The 19,714-nt window shown below is 35.3% G+C and carries 15 protein-coding genes; 8 read left to right on the top strand and 7 right to left on the bottom strand.

Going from position 1 to position 19,714, the window contains the following annotated elements; all coding sequences use genetic code 11:
- Positions 1-49 precede the first annotated feature (49 nt).
- Positions 50-994, bottom strand: a complete 945-nt coding sequence (locus CRO45_RS15085) for a carbohydrate kinase family protein (protein ID WP_097150454.1) — start codon at positions 992-994, stop codon at positions 50-52.
- A gap of 144 nt (positions 995-1,138) precedes the next feature.
- On the opposite strand from CRO45_RS15085, the gene CRO45_RS15090 reads away from it, so the two are divergent.
- The 4 genes from CRO45_RS15090 (at position 1,139) to CRO45_RS15105 (ending at position 5,219) form a co-directional block, all read left to right on the top strand.
- Positions 1,139-1,711, top strand: coding sequence for a GNAT family N-acetyltransferase (locus tag CRO45_RS15090; protein WP_097150455.1), 573 nt, complete (start codon positions 1,139-1,141; stop codon positions 1,709-1,711).
- A gap of 19 nt (positions 1,712-1,730) precedes the next feature.
- Positions 1,731-2,624 carry an EamA family transporter gene (locus tag CRO45_RS15095; RefSeq protein WP_097150456.1) on the top strand — a complete coding sequence of 298 codons (894 nt, stop codon included), beginning with the start codon at positions 1,731-1,733 and terminating at the stop codon, positions 2,622-2,624.
- A 117-nt stretch (positions 2,625-2,741) separates the two neighbouring features.
- Positions 2,742-4,256 carry an argininosuccinate lyase gene (gene argH / locus CRO45_RS15100; protein WP_097150457.1) on the top strand — a complete coding sequence of 505 codons (1,515 nt, stop codon included), beginning with the start codon at positions 2,742-2,744 and terminating at the stop codon, positions 4,254-4,256.
- Positions 4,257-5,219 (top strand): N-acetylglucosamine kinase, encoded by a 963-nt coding sequence (locus CRO45_RS15105; RefSeq protein ID WP_097150458.1) that lies wholly within the window; start codon positions 4,257-4,259, stop codon positions 5,217-5,219.
- A 22-nt stretch (positions 5,220-5,241) separates the two neighbouring features.
- Here CRO45_RS15105 and CRO45_RS15110 read toward each other — a convergent pair whose 3' ends face one another.
- The 3 genes from CRO45_RS15110 to CRO45_RS15120 form a co-directional block, all read right to left on the bottom strand.
- On the bottom strand, positions 5,242-6,510 hold the full coding sequence (locus tag CRO45_RS15110; protein WP_097150459.1) for a transglutaminase domain-containing protein: 1,269 nt from the start codon (positions 6,508-6,510) through the stop codon (positions 5,242-5,244).
- Positions 6,511-6,539: 29 nt separating this feature from the next.
- Positions 6,540-6,923, bottom strand: coding sequence for a YkvA family protein (locus tag CRO45_RS15115; RefSeq protein WP_097150460.1), 384 nt, complete (start codon positions 6,921-6,923; stop codon positions 6,540-6,542).
- Between the two features lie 290 nt (positions 6,924-7,213).
- A complete protein-coding gene (locus tag CRO45_RS15120) occupies positions 7,214-8,971 on the bottom strand; it encodes an ABC transporter ATP-binding protein (RefSeq protein WP_097150461.1) in 1,758 nt (585 codons plus the stop codon).
- Between the two features lie 195 nt (positions 8,972-9,166).
- Between CRO45_RS15120 and CRO45_RS15125 the strand changes: the two genes are divergently transcribed.
- The 3 genes from CRO45_RS15125 to CRO45_RS15135 are packed head-to-tail and all read left to right on the top strand — an operon-like array spanning position 9,167 to position 13,924.
- Entirely contained in the window at positions 9,167-10,585 is a 1,419-nt protein-coding gene (locus CRO45_RS15125) for an ABC transporter permease subunit (RefSeq protein ID WP_097150462.1), read from the top strand.
- A gap of 10 nt (positions 10,586-10,595) precedes the next feature.
- Positions 10,596-12,092, top strand: coding sequence for an ABC transporter permease (locus CRO45_RS15130; protein WP_097150463.1), 1,497 nt, complete (start codon positions 10,596-10,598; stop codon positions 12,090-12,092).
- Positions 12,093-12,124: 32 nt separating this feature from the next.
- A complete protein-coding gene (locus CRO45_RS15135) occupies positions 12,125-13,924 on the top strand; it encodes an ABC transporter substrate-binding protein (protein ID WP_097150464.1) in 1,800 nt (599 codons plus the stop codon).
- 46 nt (positions 13,925-13,970) lie between these two features.
- Here CRO45_RS15135 and CRO45_RS15140 read toward each other — a convergent pair whose 3' ends face one another.
- The 3 genes from CRO45_RS15140 to aceA all read right to left on the bottom strand — a co-directional run bounded on the left by CRO45_RS15140 (position 13,971) and on the right by aceA (position 18,341).
- Positions 13,971-15,140 carry a pyridoxal-phosphate-dependent aminotransferase family protein gene (locus tag CRO45_RS15140; RefSeq protein WP_097150465.1) on the bottom strand — a complete coding sequence of 390 codons (1,170 nt, stop codon included), beginning with the start codon at positions 15,138-15,140 and terminating at the stop codon, positions 13,971-13,973.
- A 195-nt stretch (positions 15,141-15,335) separates the two neighbouring features.
- Positions 15,336-16,937: a malate synthase A gene (gene aceB, locus CRO45_RS15145; protein ID WP_097150466.1), complete on the bottom strand. Its 1,602-nt coding sequence runs from the start codon at positions 16,935-16,937 to the stop codon at positions 15,336-15,338.
- A 120-nt stretch (positions 16,938-17,057) separates the two neighbouring features.
- Positions 17,058-18,341, bottom strand: a complete 1,284-nt coding sequence (aceA, locus tag CRO45_RS15150) for an isocitrate lyase (protein ID WP_097150467.1) — start codon at positions 18,339-18,341, stop codon at positions 17,058-17,060.
- 207 nt (positions 18,342-18,548) lie between these two features.
- On the opposite strand from aceA, the gene CRO45_RS15155 reads away from it, so the two are divergent.
- Positions 18,549-19,217 carry a LytTR family DNA-binding domain-containing protein gene (locus CRO45_RS15155; protein ID WP_097150468.1) on the top strand — a complete coding sequence of 223 codons (669 nt, stop codon included), beginning with the start codon at positions 18,549-18,551 and terminating at the stop codon, positions 19,215-19,217.
- Positions 19,218-19,714: the final 497 nt, after the last annotated feature.

Raw genomic sequence — 19,714 nt, forward strand, 5'->3', positions numbered from 1 at the left:
CAAAAAAGACTATTAATAACCTCTACTTGTTATTAATAGTCTTTTTCTTTTATAGTAAATCTTTGATTTCGTCGTAATATGGTAATGCCGTTAAAGCACCTGCTTTTGTTGATGCATATGCCCCAAGGCGGTTTGCAAAACTTACACATTTTATTAACTGTTCCTGATTTGAAGGGAGTCCATTATAGTGTACATATCGTAATACACCTGCCATAAATGCATCCCCTGCACCTGTTGTGTCTACAGGTTCAATTTCAATTGTAGGTACAAGAATAATCTCACCGTTTAAAACTGCGTAAGTTCCATTTTCCCCAACTGTCACCAGAATAATTGGAATATCCATATTTTTCAAAGCATCTAGCCCACTTTGTAAATCTTCTGTTTCCGTTAAGAATAAGAGTTCTTCATCGGCCAATTTTAAAATATCAGCAGATTTGAAAAATGATCGAATCGTATTGCGACAAGTTTCTTCGTCACTCCAGCGCAATGGACGAATGTTTGCATCGATTGCAATCATCACATCATTTTTCAAAGCAAGTTCAACAGCTTTTCTTGTTGTTTCTAAAGCTGTAGGATGAAACATTGTTCCTGAACAAATATTAAATACTGAAGCCCTTTGAAAAGCTTCTTCATTTAATTGTTCCGGCGTTACTTGTAAATCAGGTGTTTCATCGATATAGTCTTTAAAAATTCGTTCACAGGCTTCCGTTAAGTGTACATAAACGCCACTAACTCTTTTTTCAGGTGCGTAGATTGAATAGTCTAAATCTACACCTTCTTTTTTCAACTCCGATCTTACAAATTCCGAAGTTTCATCATCACCTGTAATAGTAATGAGTGCAGAAGGTGCACCAATACGACTAATTCCTGCGGCAACATTAATCGTTGCACCACCTAAATATTTTGTAAACGATGTATTCGTTACATCATCAGCTATATAATCAACAAATGCATCTCCATAAACGAGAACAAAATCTTTATTTGTATGAAGCATCAGCGGTTAACCTCCGAAAAGTTAATACCTATAGATTAACACAAAGCTATTTCACAATAAAAATTTCATATTATTCAAACTTTCTAAAATCTAAATTTTGTTCATTAATTTGTTATACTTTACACTGGAAGGATGCGATTTACCGTGACTATTATTATTCGAAATGCTACACAAGAAGATGTAAATCAAGTGGCACCACTTATCTACGATGCAATTGGAGACATTGCAAACCGTTTAACTGGTGAGTCAAGTGAACATAAAATATTAGAACAATTGGAATTGTTATTCTGTCAAAATGATAACCGACATTCTTACTTAAATACATATGTTGCAGTTAACGAGATCGATAGCCTGAAAATCTTAGGTATTCTAGTACTTTATTCAGGAGAAGACGGCATTAAAATGGATACTGCTCTACAAAATTGGCTAAAAATTAAACATGGTAAAACAATAAAAATTGATCAAGAAGCACATTTAGATGAATTTTATGTTGATACTATTTGTGTGCACGAAAAGTGTCGTGGACTAGGCATTGGTACGAAACTTTTACAATTTGCTGAAGAAATTGCCATGCAAAAAGGATTTACCAAAATATCTTTAAATGTAGAAACGAAAAAGGATAATGCACGACGACTGTATGAAAGCATAGGTTATGTCGTGACTGAACCTTGGACAATCATTGATGAACCTTTCCATCATATGGTGAAAAAATTATAGAAATGTGGTTTTTAACAACATGAAATACAATATTCTTTATCCACTACTTATTATCATTGCGTCGAGTAGTTATGGAATACTTTCCACAATAGTTAAAGTAGCTATGAATCATGGATATACTTCTGCTGAAGCTACTACAAGTCAATATGCTATTGGGTTTTTATTAGCATTAATATTATTTTTAATCACACAAAAGAAACTACCTAGAATCAGTAAATCTGGGTTCCTTTTTATTGTTTTTGCGGGTATTTGTACAGGTACAACAGGTATCGTTTATAACCAATCGTTAAATTATCTACCTGCATCCCTAGCAGTAGTATTACTATTCCAATTTACTTGGATTGGTATGCTAATTGATTGTTTATTACGTAAAAGATTACCGAGTCGAGCTGAAGCAATTTCCCTAGTATTTTTATTTTTAGGAACAATTCTTGCAGCTGGCCTTGTGGATGTTGATTTATCAAACATTGCTTGGCAAGGTTGGGTATTCGGATTAGCTTCTGCTGTGAGTTTTTCAATTTTTATTCAATTTAACTCACGTCCTGTAGAAGGGATTACAACCATTTCTCGAACTTTACTTATGTCATTTGTTGCCCTTCTGATGATTAGCGTATTTTCATCCCCTGAGGTTATTTGGAACGGAAAGTTATTTGGCTCAAGCCTATTCATTTTTGGGGTCATATTAGGTATTTTCGGAATTATTTTACCGATTGTGTTATTCTCAATTGCCGCTCCAAAAGTAGGTGGAGGACTAACATCTATTTTAAGTGCGATGGAATTACCTGTGGCAATAATGGCTTCTGTAATTGTATTACACGAAACGTTAACTTTATTACAGATATCAGGAATTGTATTAGTTATTATCGGTATGACACTACCAACTGTATTAGCCCAAAGGAAAAAATCGGTCTAACATTTACTATGTATAGGCCGGTTTTTTATTTTCATAAAAGTAGGCCAATTTAATGAACACCTCATGTAGTGTAAGTCTATGAAAAACATATAGAGAAAGAACGAAGGAGACTCTCTCATGTTTCAAGATTATAAAAAGAAGGTATTCGAACTTGAAGGTAGTCAATTCCCTTCAATTAGTTATCAACAGTTGGTATTACAACCAGCATATGAAGAAGCAAAAAATCAGTTTCTAAACTATCTGATGCAAATTCACATTGCACATTTAAAAATGCTGGAGGAACAACAATTAGTTTCAAAGGAAGAGGCAAAAAAAATAGGTCGAGCACTTAAAGAATTAGATTTGGCGTACTATAAACAAAACGATTATAACCCTAAATATGAAGACTTATTTTTTCGAATTGAAAACAAGTTAATTGAACTTGCTGGTGATATTGCTGGAAATTTGCATATCGGAAGAAGTCGAAATGATATGGGCATCGCAATTTATCGAATGACTTTAAGAAATAAACTTCTTTTACTAATGAATGAATTATTAACACTCCGATCTTCCCTACTTATATTTGCAGAAGAACATATCGAAACCATTATGCTTGGATACACACATACTCAACAAGCCCAACCTACAACTCTTGCTCATTACTTAAAAGCAGTTATTGACCAGTTAACTCGTGATTTCAAGAGACTGCAAGCTGCATACGTTACAATTAACCGTAGTAGTATGGGAGCAGCTGCATTGACAACGACCGGATTTAATATTAATCGCGAACGTGTAGCAAAACTATTAGCATTTGAAGACGTTATCGAAAATTCATGGGACGCGGTTGCTAGCGCAGACTATATAGCGGAACTTGCAAGTATTGTTCAACTAGCTGCCTTAAACCTTGGACGTACTTCTCAAGACTTTTTACAATGGGCAACTCAAGAATTTAATGCATTTACTCTAGCTAGTCCATATGTACAAGTAAGTTCAATTATGCCGCAAAAGCGAAATCCAGTTTCGATAGAACATACTAGGTCTCTACTTTCTGCAGTTGTAGGAGATGCTTCAACCGTTTTACAAATGCTTCATAATACACCATTTGGCGATATTGTAGATACAGAAGATGATATGCAACCGTACTTATGGCGGGCAATGGAAAATTTACGAGGCATATATAAACTATTCGGAAGCATTGTTGTTACAATGGAAGTAAATAAAGAAAAACTACTAAAACGTGCAGAAGAAAGCTTTGCTAATGTGACTGAATTAGCTGACACACTTGTACGATCTGAAAATATTTCATTTAGACAATCCCATTGTATTGTAAGCAAATGTGTACGTACTTTACTTGAAGAGAAAAAGGAATCCCTTGAAAACCTAAATTGGGAACTTGTAAACGAAAAGTCGATAGAAGAGACTGGAAAGCCATTAAAAATTACAAAGGAACAATTTACATTAGTATTAAAGCCACAAAATTTCGTTGAAATTCGTTCCCTTCTCGGAGGTCCAGCCCCTAACACGATGCGAAAGTCCTTACTTCATGCAAAAGCAATCTCTCCACTATTAGAAGACTGGGTAAAAGAAAAAGAGAATTGTATAATGGAAAGTGAACAACAACTGTTAGCATTTTTAGAAGGTTGGAATAAGTAAATGGATAAAAAGCGAATTGTTATGGCCATTGATGGTGGGGCAACTAAAACTACCCTCGTAATCTACTCTGAACAAGGACAGAAATTATTTGAAAAAACATCTACTGGCACAAACTATCATGCAATTGGCACCGAAAAGGTAGAAAGAGTAATGACAGATTTATTGCTCGATGCTTATAAAGCAGTACCTTATGATAGATTTGAAGTTGCGGGTTTTGCGATGGCCGGAGTCGATACTGAACGTGATTTATCTACTGTAAAGGGAATCATTGAAAGTTCCTTTAACAATGTTCCCTATCGCATTAATACAATTATTGTGGAAAACGATGTTCACTCAACACTAATAGGGTTAACTCGCGAAAACCCAGGCGCACTTCTTATATCTGGTACCGGTTCAATTGCATATGCGAAAGATGGTAAAGGTAACATTGTACGTACTGGTGGATGGGGCCATCGTGCAGCAGATGAAGGTAGTGGATATTGGATTGGTCAACAAATTATTCGTGCAGTCGTTCGCCATGAAGACGGCCGATCTAGTAAACAAACCATTCTGAAGGAACTATTATATGAAACTTTGAAAGTAAATCAATTGGATGAGATGTTAGCTTGGCTCTACCACCCTGAATATACTAATGCACAAGTGGCTAGTATTAGTTCCATCCTGAATGAAGCTGTGAAACTAGGTGACGAGACAGCACTCAATATTGCAAATCAAGCTGCTGTAGAACTAACTCTACTAGCGGAAACAATATTACAAAAGATAAATTATTCAAATGAACCTTTTGTCTTTTATCTAAATGGAGGGATTCTTCAAAATCATTCCACCATTCGAGATTTATTCATACAGAATATGCTTACAAAGCATCCAAACTTATCATTCAAATTATGTGATGACCATCCAATTCAATATATTGTAAATCGTGTATTCCTTGAGCTTAATAAAAAAAAGAACTGCAGCCAATAAAACTAAACGGTTGCAGTTCTTTCTATTGTAATGCCATCTTCTTCAATCCATCCGGTGTAGTGAAGTATAAATGACCATCTTCTATAAACAAATTTTTCACTTCTGTTTGATATAATGTGGACTCTTCTGTTCCGTTTGTACGTATTTTCGTTAAGTACGCACCTTTTGAGTAATTACTAAAATATAGCCAATCTCCATACCCAACGATAAACTGAGCACGGCTATCAGTTACTTTCTCACTTACACCTGAATTTAAATCCACTCGATATAAAAGATTATCATCTTCAATATTGCTATAATACATATACCCATTTAATTCATACGCATGATCTACTTGTTTCATGAAGGAGTATTTTTTACTTTTTGCTTCAGGATAATTCGCTTGATCCCATGAATGATCTAGTTTTATCTGAGCGTCGTTTATTAAAAAATACTTATAACTAACTGTATTTGGGCGATCAGGAACAGGATCATTCCAAGTTGTATCTAAATGGTACCATTCACCATCAACCTTAACTAAGTTCCAAGCATGACCACCAGTATAAACTTCTCCTACCACATACTTTGATTCGACCCCTAACGCCTGTAACAGCTTCAAGGCAAGTAATGCATAACCTTGACATACACCTTTTCCTTCACTAACTACCGCGCAAGCACTATGTGGACTAGCTGTTGTATCTTCACTATAGGAAGTGTTTTTTACAATATAGTCGTTAACAAACTTCACTTTTTCAAAGTCAGTCATATTTTGTGGATTTACTGTAGAAAGTATATTCGTGACTTCTGAATCTACGATTAACTCTTGTTCAGGAGTTGTTAAGTATTGTTGATACACTTTTATTTTTGAATCCATTACCCCATACTCATATTCTATTTTCCGGTCAGAAAGGTGTCCCTCAATATATTGGTTTCTACTTTTAGCATCCTTAACAGCACTTTCAATAATATGCTCTATATCACTTGTACTACCTTTATAATGAATCTCAAATTCAGTAATCCAATTACTAAAATAGTAGTAAAATGCATCTGCTAATTCTTCTATACTCTGAACCTCGTTAATAAGGGTAGAGTTTTTAATTGTATTAGATGATGTCGTCATATTAGATATGTTGGATGCGATAGTATTTACACCATCTGATACTACGGTAATAACTTCACTTGTTGCATCGGTAATTTCCGCTGAATGATTATTTAGGAAGTTATTTACTCCGTCTATTATTTTCGGTCCATAATCATACGCTGGTTTTATTAATACGATTAATAATACTATGAGAGTAATTTTTTTTAACATAAGAACACCTCTACCTTAGGTATCTCTAACTATTCCTCTTTATATTCATATTTATCTCCAAAAATTTTCTTTAATAGTAAATGACCTTCCTCTTTCATTTCCTCTGTAATTGATGAGTAAATCGTTGACAGTGCATGCATAATGATTATTGCATCATCTGCTAAACCAATCCCAGGAAGGAAATCCGCTACTAAATCAACTGGCAATATAAAATAACCTAAAACACCAACGATCAACAATTTGTTTTGCTTTGGCATATCCGGGCTTTTAACTGCGCTAAATAATGTGGCTGCCCCATGCAAAGCTTTAAAACCTAATTTCAATCCACTCCCCTTCAGTTTATCGATAAATCCTTTAGGAGAATAGTGTTTTTCTTTTCCACTAACAACTTCTAATTCATATTCCTCTTTCATGGCAACCTCCAAAATAATTAATTTGAAAATAGTTTTTTACAAAGGATGGTGTCTCTTAACCTGTTAACAGAATCCATTTAATTTAAATACGAAACTACTAATTTAAAGTTTCACTTTGACTTTTTTCTTATTTTAAAATTATGTCATACATTTATACAGTCACAATATATGATGGCATTGTCTAAAAAATCCAATTACTATAGCTATCTATAGTAACTTCATATAGAAGTATACACATAAAAAATCCCCACTAGTTAAAGCAGAGCTAACTGTCCGGGGATTTTTAAACATTAAGATAACATTTGTCGTTCTTTTGGAACTGCTACCCAATGATTTGGTAGCACTTCTTTTAACACTGTGTTTGAAAGATTATATTTTTGCGTATTTAATGATTCATCTATTCCTTCATTACGCTTTTTCCTTTCGATTGCAGGATCAGGTATTGGTATCGATTTTAATAACGATTTTGTATATGGATGTTGAGGATTGGAATATAGCTCTTCACTCTCTGCTAACTCTACAATCTTCCCGCCATACATAACTGCAACACGATCACTAATATGTTTTACCATCGATAAATCGTGGGCGATAAATAAATAAGTTAGCCCTAAGCGGTGTTGCAGATCTTTTAACAAATCGACAATTTGCTTTTGAATTGACACATCCAGTGCAGATAATGGCTCATCACACACAATAAATTTCGGTTCAACAGCTAAAGCTCTAGCAATTCCAATTCGTTGACGTTGACCACCCGAAAATTCATGGGGATAACGATTTGAATGTTCCTTTTTTAACCCAACTAACTCTAACAACTCTTCAACTCGTTGTTTACGCTGTTCATTACTCTTTGCAAGACCATGGATATCTAATGCCTCACCTATAATATCCAATACTTTCTTACGTGGATTTAAAGATGAATATGGGTCTTGGAAAATAATTTGCATATGTCTTCTCATGGTTTTTAATTGCTTCTTATTTAAACGGGTAATAGGCACACCATTATATAGCACATCTCCGTCTGTCGGTTCATGCAATCTTAGAATGGTTCTTCCTGTTGTGGATTTACCAGATCCAGATTCTCCAACTAACCCTAAAGTCTCACCTGGGAAAATTTGAAAAGATAAATCATCTACTGCTTTCAAAACTTCGCCTTTCCCTAAATCAAAGTGCTTTTTCAATGATTTAATTTCAAGAAGTGGCTTTGATAAATCAAAGTCCTCATCTAATATAGGAGTTTCTTTTGATTCTTTCTTTTCATGAAGTTTTGGTAACGCATTTAACAATCGTTGTGTATAGGGATGTTTTGCATTATTGAAGATTTCTTCTGTCGTACCTTCTTCAACAATTTCTCCCTCTTTCATAACAATGACACGATCACACATTCCAGCTACTACACCTAAGTCATGTGTAATTAATATAATCGAAGTGCCGAACTTCTTTTGCATTTGCTTCATTAAGTTTAAAATTTGCGCTTGTATCGTTACATCAAGGGCAGTAGTTGGTTCATCGGCTATTAATAAGGAAGGGTTACAAGCTAAGGCCATCGCAATCATGGCTCTTTGTCGCATACCACCTGAAAATTCATGCGGATATTGCGAGTATCGCTTTTCACTATTTTTAATGCCTACTAAGTCTAATAGTTCAACCGTTTTTGAATATGCATCCTTTTTTGAAACACCTTGGTGTTTCATTAAACTTTCTGCAATCTGTTCACCAATACGAATAGTAGGATTTAAAGATGTCATAGGATCTTGGAAAATCATACTAATATGTTGCCCGCGAACTTGTTCCATTTCCTTTTCAGACTGTTCCACAAGGTTTTTTCCTTGAAAGAGTATTTGGCCTGACTTTAAGAAACTCGGTGGAGATGGTAGCAAGCGCATAATTGATCGAGCAGTCACACTTTTACCACTCCCTGATTCCCCTACTATTCCTACGGTTTCTCCCTTATTAACAAAGAAGTTTACACCTTTTACCGCTTCAAATTCGGATTCACCAGTAATAAATGAAACACGAAGGTCGTTTACTTCTAACAATCTATTATTCATAACGGATTCATCCTCTTTTAGCTATATATTAATGCTTGACTATTTAATTTATATATTCCATACTATACTATGTCGCTAGGAATAGTACAAATAATTTTTCTAATAAAGTATTATACTATAGGAAGAATACCATATCTTCTTATTTTTAGATATTAAACTGTTAACAGTTTCACTGCACAATGAATGGTAGGAAGGATGACAAATGAAGTGCATACAAAAGCCACTTTATTCAATAATACGTATCGAAAATTATCGCATGGACGTATTTATGCAATACTATTAATACTACTCGGTCTTCCAGTACATATTGTTGCCTACCTAATGTACAAAATAGGTAAAAACCAGAATTCTTATGATGAGACGTATCAAAGAATTAAGCAAGAGATTGTTTCAAAACGGACTCACCTAAAATGGAAGCAAGAGTTTCTAGAACAAGAAAAAAAGAAGGCAAGCTTCTTTAAAGAGTCTGTAATAGATTCTGAACTAGAGAAAAAGGTGAATAGTTTAGTAGAAAATAGATTAAATAAAGCCGTTGAAGAAGAAGTAAGATTACTAGGTATTGAAAAAGCTACATACCGTACATACTTCACAGAATTACTGAATAGCCAAAAGTTTTTAGTTATTTCAGCGATTCCGGGGATTTTAATGTATGCTTTGCTTCTATTATATAGTAACCCTTTCATCCGATTTATTTTTGAACGTGTTATTCAAACACTCTTTGTAATATTAGGGGTAGCTACCCTTGTATTTACAATTCTTTATATTTCACCATTAGATCCTGCTCGTAATTTACTTGGTATTGAAGCTACACCTGAACAAGTAGCGAATTTCAATCGTATTTACGGGTTAGATCAACCATATTTAGTTCAGCTTTGGAACGCACTAACTGGATTATTTACTTTTGACTTAGGAACATCTTTTGCTGGTAAGGAAAATATCATTGCTAGTATTGCAAATAAGTTCCCAGTTACATTACAAATTACGATTTTATCTTTAATAATGGCGATTGTAATTGCGATTCCAGTAGGCATCATTTCAGCAATTCGCCCTAATTCATTTTTAGATTATTCATTTATGATTATTGCGCTTATTGGATTATCTATTCCTAGCTTCTGGCAAGGGTTAATCTTTATTTTAACTTTCTCACTCGAACTTAAATGGTTCCCTGCTACTTATAATCCAGGAAACTGGTTATCGCTAGTTTTACCAATCGTAGTACTTGGTACTTCGCTTACTGCTTCTATTGCAAGGATGACTCGTTCTTCCATGTTAGAAGTCATAAATGAAGACTATATTATTACCGCAAAAGCGAAAGGTTTGAATGAAAGAAAAGTCATTTCAAAACACGCTATTCGAAATGCTATGATTCCTATCATTACTGTAATTGGACTATTGTTTGGTGGAATGTTAGGCGGTTCATCTGTAACAGAGAAGGTATTTAATATTAGTGGTATCGGTAGTTATATTGTCGATAAGCAATTTATACCTGATATACCTGCTATATTAGGTGGGGTTGTTTATATTGCAATTACAATTTCAATTGTGAACTTAATTATCGATATTTTATATGCATTCTTTGATCCGCGCATCCGCTCAAAAATGAAGGAATCCTAGGAGGGATAATGTGAAAGTCATTTCAAACATCAAACTACTTTTGAAAATTACACACGAGCATGCAAATGCACACTTTACATTAACCTTTTCTGCGGTCCTATCGCTTTTATTTTTAATCTATAGTTATGATTTTAATGCACAATCATGGAGACCTTTTGTACTTTCGTTTTTAGCTATCTATTTAGCTACAACATTGTATGTGTGGTTAATCTCTCTACTAATTAAGAAAGATCTTTCAAAAACAAGGGAGATTCAGAGGCTGACACGTTTTCTAGGTTATCCTTTGATTTTAACGATATTCGTAGGAAATATTTTCGCAAGTAGCTTTGCATTTTCATTAATTTCAAAAAATAAAACGCCAGAATATACTTTTGCTTATTATGCATTTTTAACTCAAATAAGCATCATCCTAATATCAGCGTTTAATATATTTAAACCATATGTTATTGATACGTTTCTTCTTGCAATGGGTGCATTTATCCTTTTAGCGATCATTTATGCCGTCCTAATCATTCTTTCGGCAAAATGTGTTACTTCTAGTTTTGCACCTAGATGGATGTTACCAATTGGTGTGATTTTACTCTTTACTATTTTAACCGGTAACATATTCGCATTTTTATTGGGGATCAGCTTAATTAAAAAGGCTCGAAATAAGGATAGTTCCGCTGTTGAAAAATGGCAAAAAATGTGGAGTAAAATTTTACGTAATTCCATGGCTGTCTTCGGTATGTTCTTTGTTATCTTTATGTTTTCATTATCCGTTGTCAGCCCTTGGACGTTTGACTATGAGTTTGCTACAGCAAATAATTATAGTGCTATTTTACAAACACCCACTCTCGAGTATCCATTAGGAACCGATGATTTTGGACGAGATCTATTTTCACGAATTGTATTCGGTGCTCAAATATCTCTAATTGTTGGGTTCTTTTCTACATTAATTCCTGCTGTTGTCGGAGGAACACTTGGTGCAATCTCTGGTTACTACGGGAAAAAAACAGACAACATTATCATGCGGTTGTTAGATATTTTATATGCGATTCCAGGTATTTTATTAGCAATTGCAATTATCGCAGCATTTGGAGCTAATACAGTGAATTTAATTATTGCTTTAAGTGTTGGATCCATTCCTACTTACGCACGTACAATGCGTGCTACAGTAATGCAAATATCAAACTATGATTTTGTAGAATCTGCAAGAGCTTTAGGAGCTTCCGATGGTTCGATTATTTTTAAACATATCGTTCCAAATTCACTTGCTCCAATGATTGTAAAAGCCACATTAACAATTGGTGGTGCGGTTATTTCAACTAGTAGTTTAAGCTTCCTTGGATTAGGTGTTGAACCTCATATTCCTGAATGGGGTAACATATTAAAAGTTGGAAGTGCTTATCTAGAGACTCATTCATATGTAGCAATATTCCCAGGGGTTTGTATTATGTTACTCGTACTTGCCTTCAACTTCTTCGGTGATGGTTTACGAGACGCATTAGACCCTAAAACAAACTAACTGACAGTACAGACATAGGAGGATTTATAGCAATGAAAAAATTTATTGCGCTATTATTTGTTGCAGTTTTAGCACTTGCTGGCTGTGTACAAACAAAAACAGATGTAAAAGGTGGAGACACTAACACTTCATCTGGCGAAAAAGTAACGATTGAAGTATTAGGTATGGCTTCTGGGGAACAAGATTTAAACATTCTTCGTGACCAATTAACTAAAAATGGTTTTGATGTAAAATTAAACATCCAACCAGATTATGGTTCATTCTCTGCTCAAAAAGAAGCAGGAAACTATGATGTAGCATTATCTAGCTGGACAACTGTAACAGGTAACCCAGACTACGCTGTACGCGGACTATTTAAAACTGGCGGAGACTACAGTGTTGTTAGTGATTCTAAATTAGATGAATTAATCGATAAAGCAAGTACATTAACAGGCGATGAAGCTAAAGAAGCTTATAAAGAACTTGAAGAACTACTAGTATTTGACCAAGCTTACATTGCACCACTTTATATTTCTAACAAAGCTCAAGGTATTTATTCAAAAGCAGTTAACCCTGATACAGTACGTTTATCAAAATCACGTGCTCAAACTTGGGAAGCAATTTCATTTAACGATGAGTCTTTAAATGCAACTGAAACTTTAGTATTACACCAAGCAATTAGTTCACTTACATCTCTTGACCCTATTAAAGGGAACGATGGTTCAATTAACACGTTAAACACAAATATGTATGTACGTTTAGTAAACTTAACTGATGAAGACGAAGTAGTTTCAGATGGTTCATTATCATACAATCACGTAATTGCAGATGGTAACTCAGAATATTACTTCATCTTACGCGACGATATTAACTTTGCTGCAGTAGAAAATGGTACAGCTGTTGATACTGGCGAATTAGTTTCTGCTGAAGATGTTGTATTCTCTTTAAACCGTGCAAAAGATCAAAATGCTGTTCCTGATCACCGTACTTATAGTATCCATGAAAATATTGAAACAGTTGAAGTTGTATCAGACATTGCAGAATTAGAAAATGCAAAAGTTGCTGGTTCAGATGAATCTGTTCTAGATGCATTATCAAAAGACCTTCCATCAGCAGTAACAGAAGTTGTTGCTTCAGAAGATCAAGTTGATAACGCTGCTGGGAAATACCAAGTTGTAAAAATTACAACGCCAACACCATTCCCACAAGTATTAAACTATTTAGCTCACCAATCTGGTGGTATTGTTTCTGAAAAACAAGTAACAAGCATTAACACTTATGATGTAGCAAATTATGATCCAAATACAGACATCGCTTATGGTGACCAAGCAACTGTTACTGAAGGCGGTTCATATAACAATCATTTATATGCAAGTGGTCCATACATTTTAGTACAAAAAAATGACTACGAAGCTAAATTTGTGAAAAACCCTGCTTACCGTGTAGGTACTGAATACGAACCAAAAATTACAAACATTTCAGTTCGTTTTATCAGTGATAACGATAGTGCATTATCTGCATTACGTAACGGAGAAATCCATGTTCTACAATCAGTACCAGAAACAAAAATGGATATTGTAGAATCAGATGAAAACCTAACTTTAAAACAAGCTGACAGTAACGCAGTTTCTTATTTACAATTCAACACTTCAGGTCGCGAAGTTTCAAACTCTGCTGACCTACGTAAAGCAGTTCTTTACTCAATCAACCAAGAAGAATTTATTACTTACTACCAAGGAAACAAAAAACCAGCTGTTTCAACAGTTTCACCTTTAGTTGATACTGGATTAAAACTTGAAGCAGATAGTAGCAAAGTTTCTGAATTCTTAAAAGCATATCAAGAAAGTAAATAATAAAGAAAAGCACGAGTAAGTCATTACGACATTACTCGTGCTCTTTTTATTTTACAGATTGAGCTAGTTCTTCTTTAAGTACGTTGACAGCATTATCAATACTTACTGGCTTGCCTAATTCTTGAAGTACAGCACCAATTTCTTTTACAGCTTGTTCAAGCATAGGAGCTGTTGTATTCCCCATATGACCAATACGGAATGCCTTTCCTCCTAAATGAGCCAACGCGCCAGCAACAATGATTCCTCTTTCAGAAAGTTTTGTTCGGAAGGAAACATCATCTACACCTTCAGGGTATAATAGACAACTAAGTGTAGGTGCTGCAATGTCTTCACTTGCTAATGGTGTCATACCATATGTTTTAAGTGCTACTCGAATAGCTCTTCCATATAAAATATGACGTTGTTCTCTCTTTTCAATTCCTTCATCTAATACAATTTTTAACCCTTCATTATACGCATAAATCATATTTACTGGTGGTGTAGCAAAGTATTTTGATGGATCTTTCATAACTGGTAACCAATTGTGAATATCAGCATAGTAAGCAGGAATAGTTCCTAATGCATCGCGAGCATCAAGTGCCGTTTGGTTAAATGCAATGATTGCAAGCCCTGGTGGTACACCAATCGCTTTTTGCGAACCTGTTAGAACAATATCAATTTTATAATCAGAATTGCCATAAGCTTTGCTCATGTCTTCATCTAGAGCAGCAGTTGCAACAACACCATCTAAAATGACAAGTGCTCCACTTCGTTTAATAAGTGGAACTAATTGTTCTAGGTTGGAAACAACACCTGTTGATGTATCTGCATGAGTAATTGTCACTGCTTTATATTGTGTTTCAGCTAGTTTTTGTTCAATAAGGGATAGCTCAACTTGTTTGCCCCATTCTGCTTGAAGTACATCTACTTCAATTCCAAAGGCTTTCGCTAACGGAGTAAAGCGATCGCCAAAATATCCATGGCTAATAACAAGTAGCTTTTCTCCTTTTCCTACTGTATTGACAATGGCCATTTCCATCGCCAATGTGCCTGATCCTGCAACGAGGAACACTTCCCCATCAGTTTTCAATAAGTCCTTAGTCTGTTGTAGTGCATGTTTAAATTGCTCTACAAAGCGTGGATCTGTATGACCTCTTGTCTCATTTGAAAGCGCATCGTAGATTTCATCTACTACAGGTGTTGGTCCTGGTACTAATAATAGTTCTTTATTTTTCATAATAATCTCCCCTTGCTACTAGTTGTTATACAATACTTCGACAACATATGTACTGTTTCCTTTAATAATGGTTATAAAGATACACTCCCGGATTAAATCTACCAAATAATTGTCATTTTTTGTTTAAATATATCGAGTTTTCATGCTCTTAATAAAGGCCTTACGAATTTAGACTCGTAAGACCCTTTCTTTCATCTAACTAATTTTTTTATAACCTGGTAATGTTAAGAACTCTACAAACTCGTCTTCCACAATTAAATTTTTAAATAGTTCAGCAGCCTCTTCGTATTTGCCACTTTGAAACGTCTGTTCTCCAACAGTATCTTTAATTTTAGATAGCTCTTCTTCTAATACTTCTAATACTAATTCCAAACTCACTTTACGCCCATCATCTAATATTCCTTTATCATGTCGAATCCACTGCCAAACTTGTGTACGAGAGATTTCTGCCGTCGCAGCATCTTCCATTAAATTATTGATTGGTGCTGCTCCATTTCCTCGTAACCAGGAAGCGATATATTGTACTCCGACACTTGCATTAATACGAAGACCTTCTTCTGTTATCGTCCCCTCTGGAACAGCTACAAGATCTTCTGCAGTTACTTTAACATCTTCACGTTTTTTATCAATTTGGTTAGGTGTTTTCATAACCGCATCAAATTGTTCCATTGCTACTGGTACTAATCCAGGGTGGGCTACCCAAGTACCATCATGGCCATCTGTTGCTTCACGGCGTTTATCTTCACGAACTTTCTCAAAGGCAATCTCGTTGGCGCTTTCATCGTTTTTAACCGGAATTTGCGCTGCCATTCCCCCGATTGCTGGCGCATTTCGCTTGTGACAAGTTTGAATACATAAAGATGTATATGCTCTCATAAATGGCACTGTCATAGTCACTTGACCACGATCAGGAAGGATTACGTCAGGTTGATGGCGTAAGCGTTTAATGAAACTAAAAATATAATCCCAACGCCCGCAATTTAAACCTGCTGAATGATCTTTTAATTCATATAAAATTTCATCCATTTCAAAAGCAGCAAGAATTGTTTCTATTAATACGGTTGCTCTAATTGTCCCTTGTGGAATATCTAGATAATCCTGACTATATACAAATATATCATTCCATAGTCGTGCTTCTAGATGACTCTCCAATTTTGGTAAATAGAAATATGGACCAGTTCCACGTGCAAGTGCTTCTTTCGCGTTATGGAAGAAATATAGACCGAAATCAAAGAAACTACCTGACATGGGTTCACCATTTACTAAAATATTTTTCTCAAGTAAATGTAAGCCTCTTGGACGTACTAGTAATACTGCCGTGTTTTCCTTTAAAGAGTATTGTTTTCCTGTTTCAGGTTGTGTGAATTGAATCGTTTTACTGATCGAGTCACGCATATTAATTTGTCCTGCAATCATGTTTTCCCAAGTTGGTGTTGAGGCGTCTTCAAAACACGCCATAAACATCTTCGCTCCAGAATTTAGAGCGTTTATCACCATTTTTCGGTCTACTGCAGGACCCGTAATTTCAACTCTTCGATCCTTTAAATCTTCAGGTAATGGAGCAATAGTCCAATTACCTTCACGAACAGCCTTTGTTTCTTCAAGGAAACCTAGTTTTTCACCGGCATCTAATCTTTTTTGTCGTTCCTGCCTATAATTTAACAACTCAATTCTTCGAGCATTAAACTTTTCATGAAGAGAAACGATAAATTCTAGCGCCTCAGGAGTTAGAATTTCCTTTGCATCCTCCGTGAGTTCTCCAACAATCGTTAATTTTTCGGAAATTGCTTGTTCCATATAAAAGTACCCTCCACTTATAAATGAAATATGCAAAAACAGCCTCGAGTTTCCTTAACGTAATTTGCAGTTGTCATTTCACGCGACTCGAGGCTCTAGCTTATTTTTACGAACTCACTATTATACGAACTGTTCAGTTTCTGTAGAACCAGCCATAGCTGTGGTAGATGAAGTACCACCTGAAATCGTTTGAGCTACTTCGTCAAAGTATCCAGTTCCTACTTCACGTTGATGTTTTGTTGCAGTATATCCTTTAGATTCAGCAGCAAACTCAGCTTGTTGTAACTTAGAGTAAGCAGCCATACCGTGATCTTTATAATCATGTGCTAGTTCAAACATTGAATAATTTAATGAATGGAATCCAGCTAACGTTACAAATTGGAATTTATAACCTAGCTTTGCAATTTCACGTTGGAATTCAGCAATTTCTTTATCCGAAAGTTTTGCTTTCCAGTTAAACGATGGTGAACAGTTATAAGCTAACATTTTACCAGGGAATTCCGCATGTATTCCTTCCGCAAATGCACGAGCTTCTTCAATGGAAGGTGTTGAAGTTTCACACCAGATTAAATCAGCATAAGGGGCATACGCTAATCCGCGTGCAATTGCTTGTTTAATACCCGCTTTCGTACGGAAGAAGCCTTCTGGTGTACGTTCGCCAGTAATAAATTCCGCATCACGAGGATCAATATCGCTTGTTACCATATCTGCAGCATCCGCATCTGTTCGTGCAATTAATAACGTTTCAACTCCCATTACATCCATTGCTAGACGTGCAGCTACTAAGTTTCGAACTGCATTTTGTGTTGGGAGCAATACTTTACCACCTAAGTGACCACATTTCTTTTCAGAAGCAAGTTGGTCCTCTAAATGTACACCAGCAGCTCCTGCTTCAACCATTCCTTTTACAAGTTCAAAGACGTTTAATGGTCCTCCAAATCCTGCTTCAGCATCTGCTACGATCGGAGCAAACCAATCAAATTCATCGTTTCGACCTTCTGCATGATCGATTTGATCTGCTCTTTGCAATGCTTGATTAATACGTTTTACTACTGCAGGAACAGAATTGGCTGGATATAATGATTGGTCAGGATACATTTGACCTGATAAGTTAGCATCAGCTGCCACTTGCCATCCTGACAAATAAATTGCCTTTAACCCTGCTTTTACTTGTTGTACTGCTTGATTTCCAGTTAGCGCTCCAAGAGCATTAATATAATCTTCTTCATGTAAAGATTTCCAGAGTCTAGCCGCACCACGTTTAGCTAAAGTCTGTTCTACTACAACAGAACCTTGTAATTTTACTACTTCTTCTGGATTGTACGGACGAGTAATCCCTTTCCATCTTGGATTTTCTGCCCAATCTTTTTTAATAGCCTCAATTTTTTCTTGTCTTGTTGACATGTAAAAATTCACACCTTCCCCAAATTTTCAATACACTCTATTAATATATAAAATTTTCGGAAAACTGTTCCATAACAGGTGTATTTGTTGTAAATTAATATATAACAGCATGAGTTTATTTTCATTATTTTCTGACAGAATACCTAAAATTTAGGATGAGAGTATCTTTTTTAAGGATGATTCTAAAAACTAAAGGGGAAAAGTTGAATGGAGATGAACAATTTAAAGCTTTGTAAAAATGAACTTGAACAATTTACATCGATTTTAAAAGATTGGATTCCTAAAGATGCATCGATTGCCATCGCTGTTGATCATGCATATATTTATTCTTGGAAAAGTAATCATCATTTACATTTAGAAAGTAGAAGTGATTTTGATGATGAAAGCATCGCAGCTAAAGTACTTAGAACAAGTAGAAAAATAGAGAATGCTTTGGATGATTCTCTCTTTGGAGAACCCTATCCTGTAATTGGATATCCTATTTATGTAGACGAAAAGAAAGCTGCATTAATTATTATTTTACCAACATCTTTTATTGATAAACGTAATCCCTATAAGTTTCTAACTGGCAAGCAAGATGAGTGCTGGACGCCTGTTCCAATTGATCAAATTTCTTATATCGAAAGTCTGCAAAAACGAACATGGTTTTATGCAGATAGTGAGCAATATAAATCTAATATAACGTTAAAAGAACTACAAACTAGATTGCCTAACCATTACATTCGAATTCACCGATCGTATATTTTAAACATTTATTATGTAAAAAAAATAAAAAAGGATATTTCATCAAACTTTATCGTTGTATTAAAAAATAATATCGAACTACCTGTAAGTCAGACTTACGTTAATGAATTAAGGAAGATATTTGAGTTTTAAATTGATGAACTTCTGCTTTTTATGTTAGTTGGATATAAAAAAACACCGCTGATATTTTCAGCGGTGTTTTTGGGATGCAAGCGTTTGCTTTCTTTGAACTCCTTAGTCCTCACACTTCTCGAACCTTTACTTATAATTGTTTATGCTATGTATTTAAAATCGTTTCTCAAGACGCGCCGAAACCTTCGGTTCATTATGGTAGTTGGGCATAAAAAAACACCACTGAATCATCAGCGGTGTCATTTGCGAAGCGACGTCTACTCTCACAGGGGGTGCCCCCAACTTCCATCGGCACTATCTCGAAGCGCGATGACCGGCGGATTTCTGCGTCACCTGCGTCGCTCCGGTACTCATGTACAAAGTACATTCCGTTCCTCACTCCTTGGTTCCTTGAACTCCTTGGTCCTCACACTTCTCGAACCTTTACTTATAATTGTTTATGCTATGTATTTAAAATCGTTTCTCAAGACGCGCCGAAACCTTCGGTTCATTATGGT

It is taken from the genome of Ureibacillus acetophenoni (genome assembly GCF_900220965.1).
GTDB classification, from domain to species: domain Bacteria; phylum Bacillota; class Bacilli; order Bacillales_A; family Planococcaceae; genus Ureibacillus; species Ureibacillus acetophenoni.

Coding starts and splice junctions, on each gene's coding strand:
- CRO45_RS15120 (WP_097150461.1), bottom strand. CDS start 8,971: ATGAATAATAGATTGTTAGAAGTAAACGACCTTCGTGTTTCATTTATT.
- CRO45_RS15135 (WP_097150464.1), top strand. CDS start 12,125: ATGAAAAAATTTATTGCGCTATTATTTGTTGCAGTTTTAGCACTTGCT.
- argH (WP_097150457.1), top strand. CDS start 2,742: ATGTTTCAAGATTATAAAAAGAAGGTATTCGAACTTGAAGGTAGTCAA.
- CRO45_RS15140 (WP_097150465.1), bottom strand. CDS start 15,140: ATGAAAAATAAAGAACTATTATTAGTACCAGGACCAACACCTGTAGTA.
- aceA (WP_097150467.1), bottom strand. CDS start 18,341: ATGTCAACAAGACAAGAAAAAATTGAGGCTATTAAAAAAGATTGGGCA.
- CRO45_RS15110 (WP_097150459.1), bottom strand. CDS start 6,510: ATGTTAAAAAAAATTACTCTCATAGTATTATTAATCGTATTAATAAAA.
- CRO45_RS15085 (WP_097150454.1), bottom strand. CDS start 994: ATGCTTCATACAAATAAAGATTTTGTTCTCGTTTATGGAGATGCATTT.
- CRO45_RS15095 (WP_097150456.1), top strand. CDS start 1,731: ATGAAATACAATATTCTTTATCCACTACTTATTATCATTGCGTCGAGT.
- aceB (WP_097150466.1), bottom strand. CDS start 16,937: ATGGAACAAGCAATTTCCGAAAAATTAACGATTGTTGGAGAACTCACG.
- CRO45_RS15125 (WP_097150462.1), top strand. CDS start 9,167: ATGACAAATGAAGTGCATACAAAAGCCACTTTATTCAATAATACGTAT.
- CRO45_RS15115 (WP_097150460.1), bottom strand. CDS start 6,923: ATGAAAGAGGAATATGAATTAGAAGTTGTTAGTGGAAAAGAAAAACAC.
- CRO45_RS15155 (WP_097150468.1), top strand. CDS start 18,549: ATGGAGATGAACAATTTAAAGCTTTGTAAAAATGAACTTGAACAATTT.
- CRO45_RS15105 (WP_097150458.1), top strand. CDS start 4,257: ATGGATAAAAAGCGAATTGTTATGGCCATTGATGGTGGGGCAACTAAA.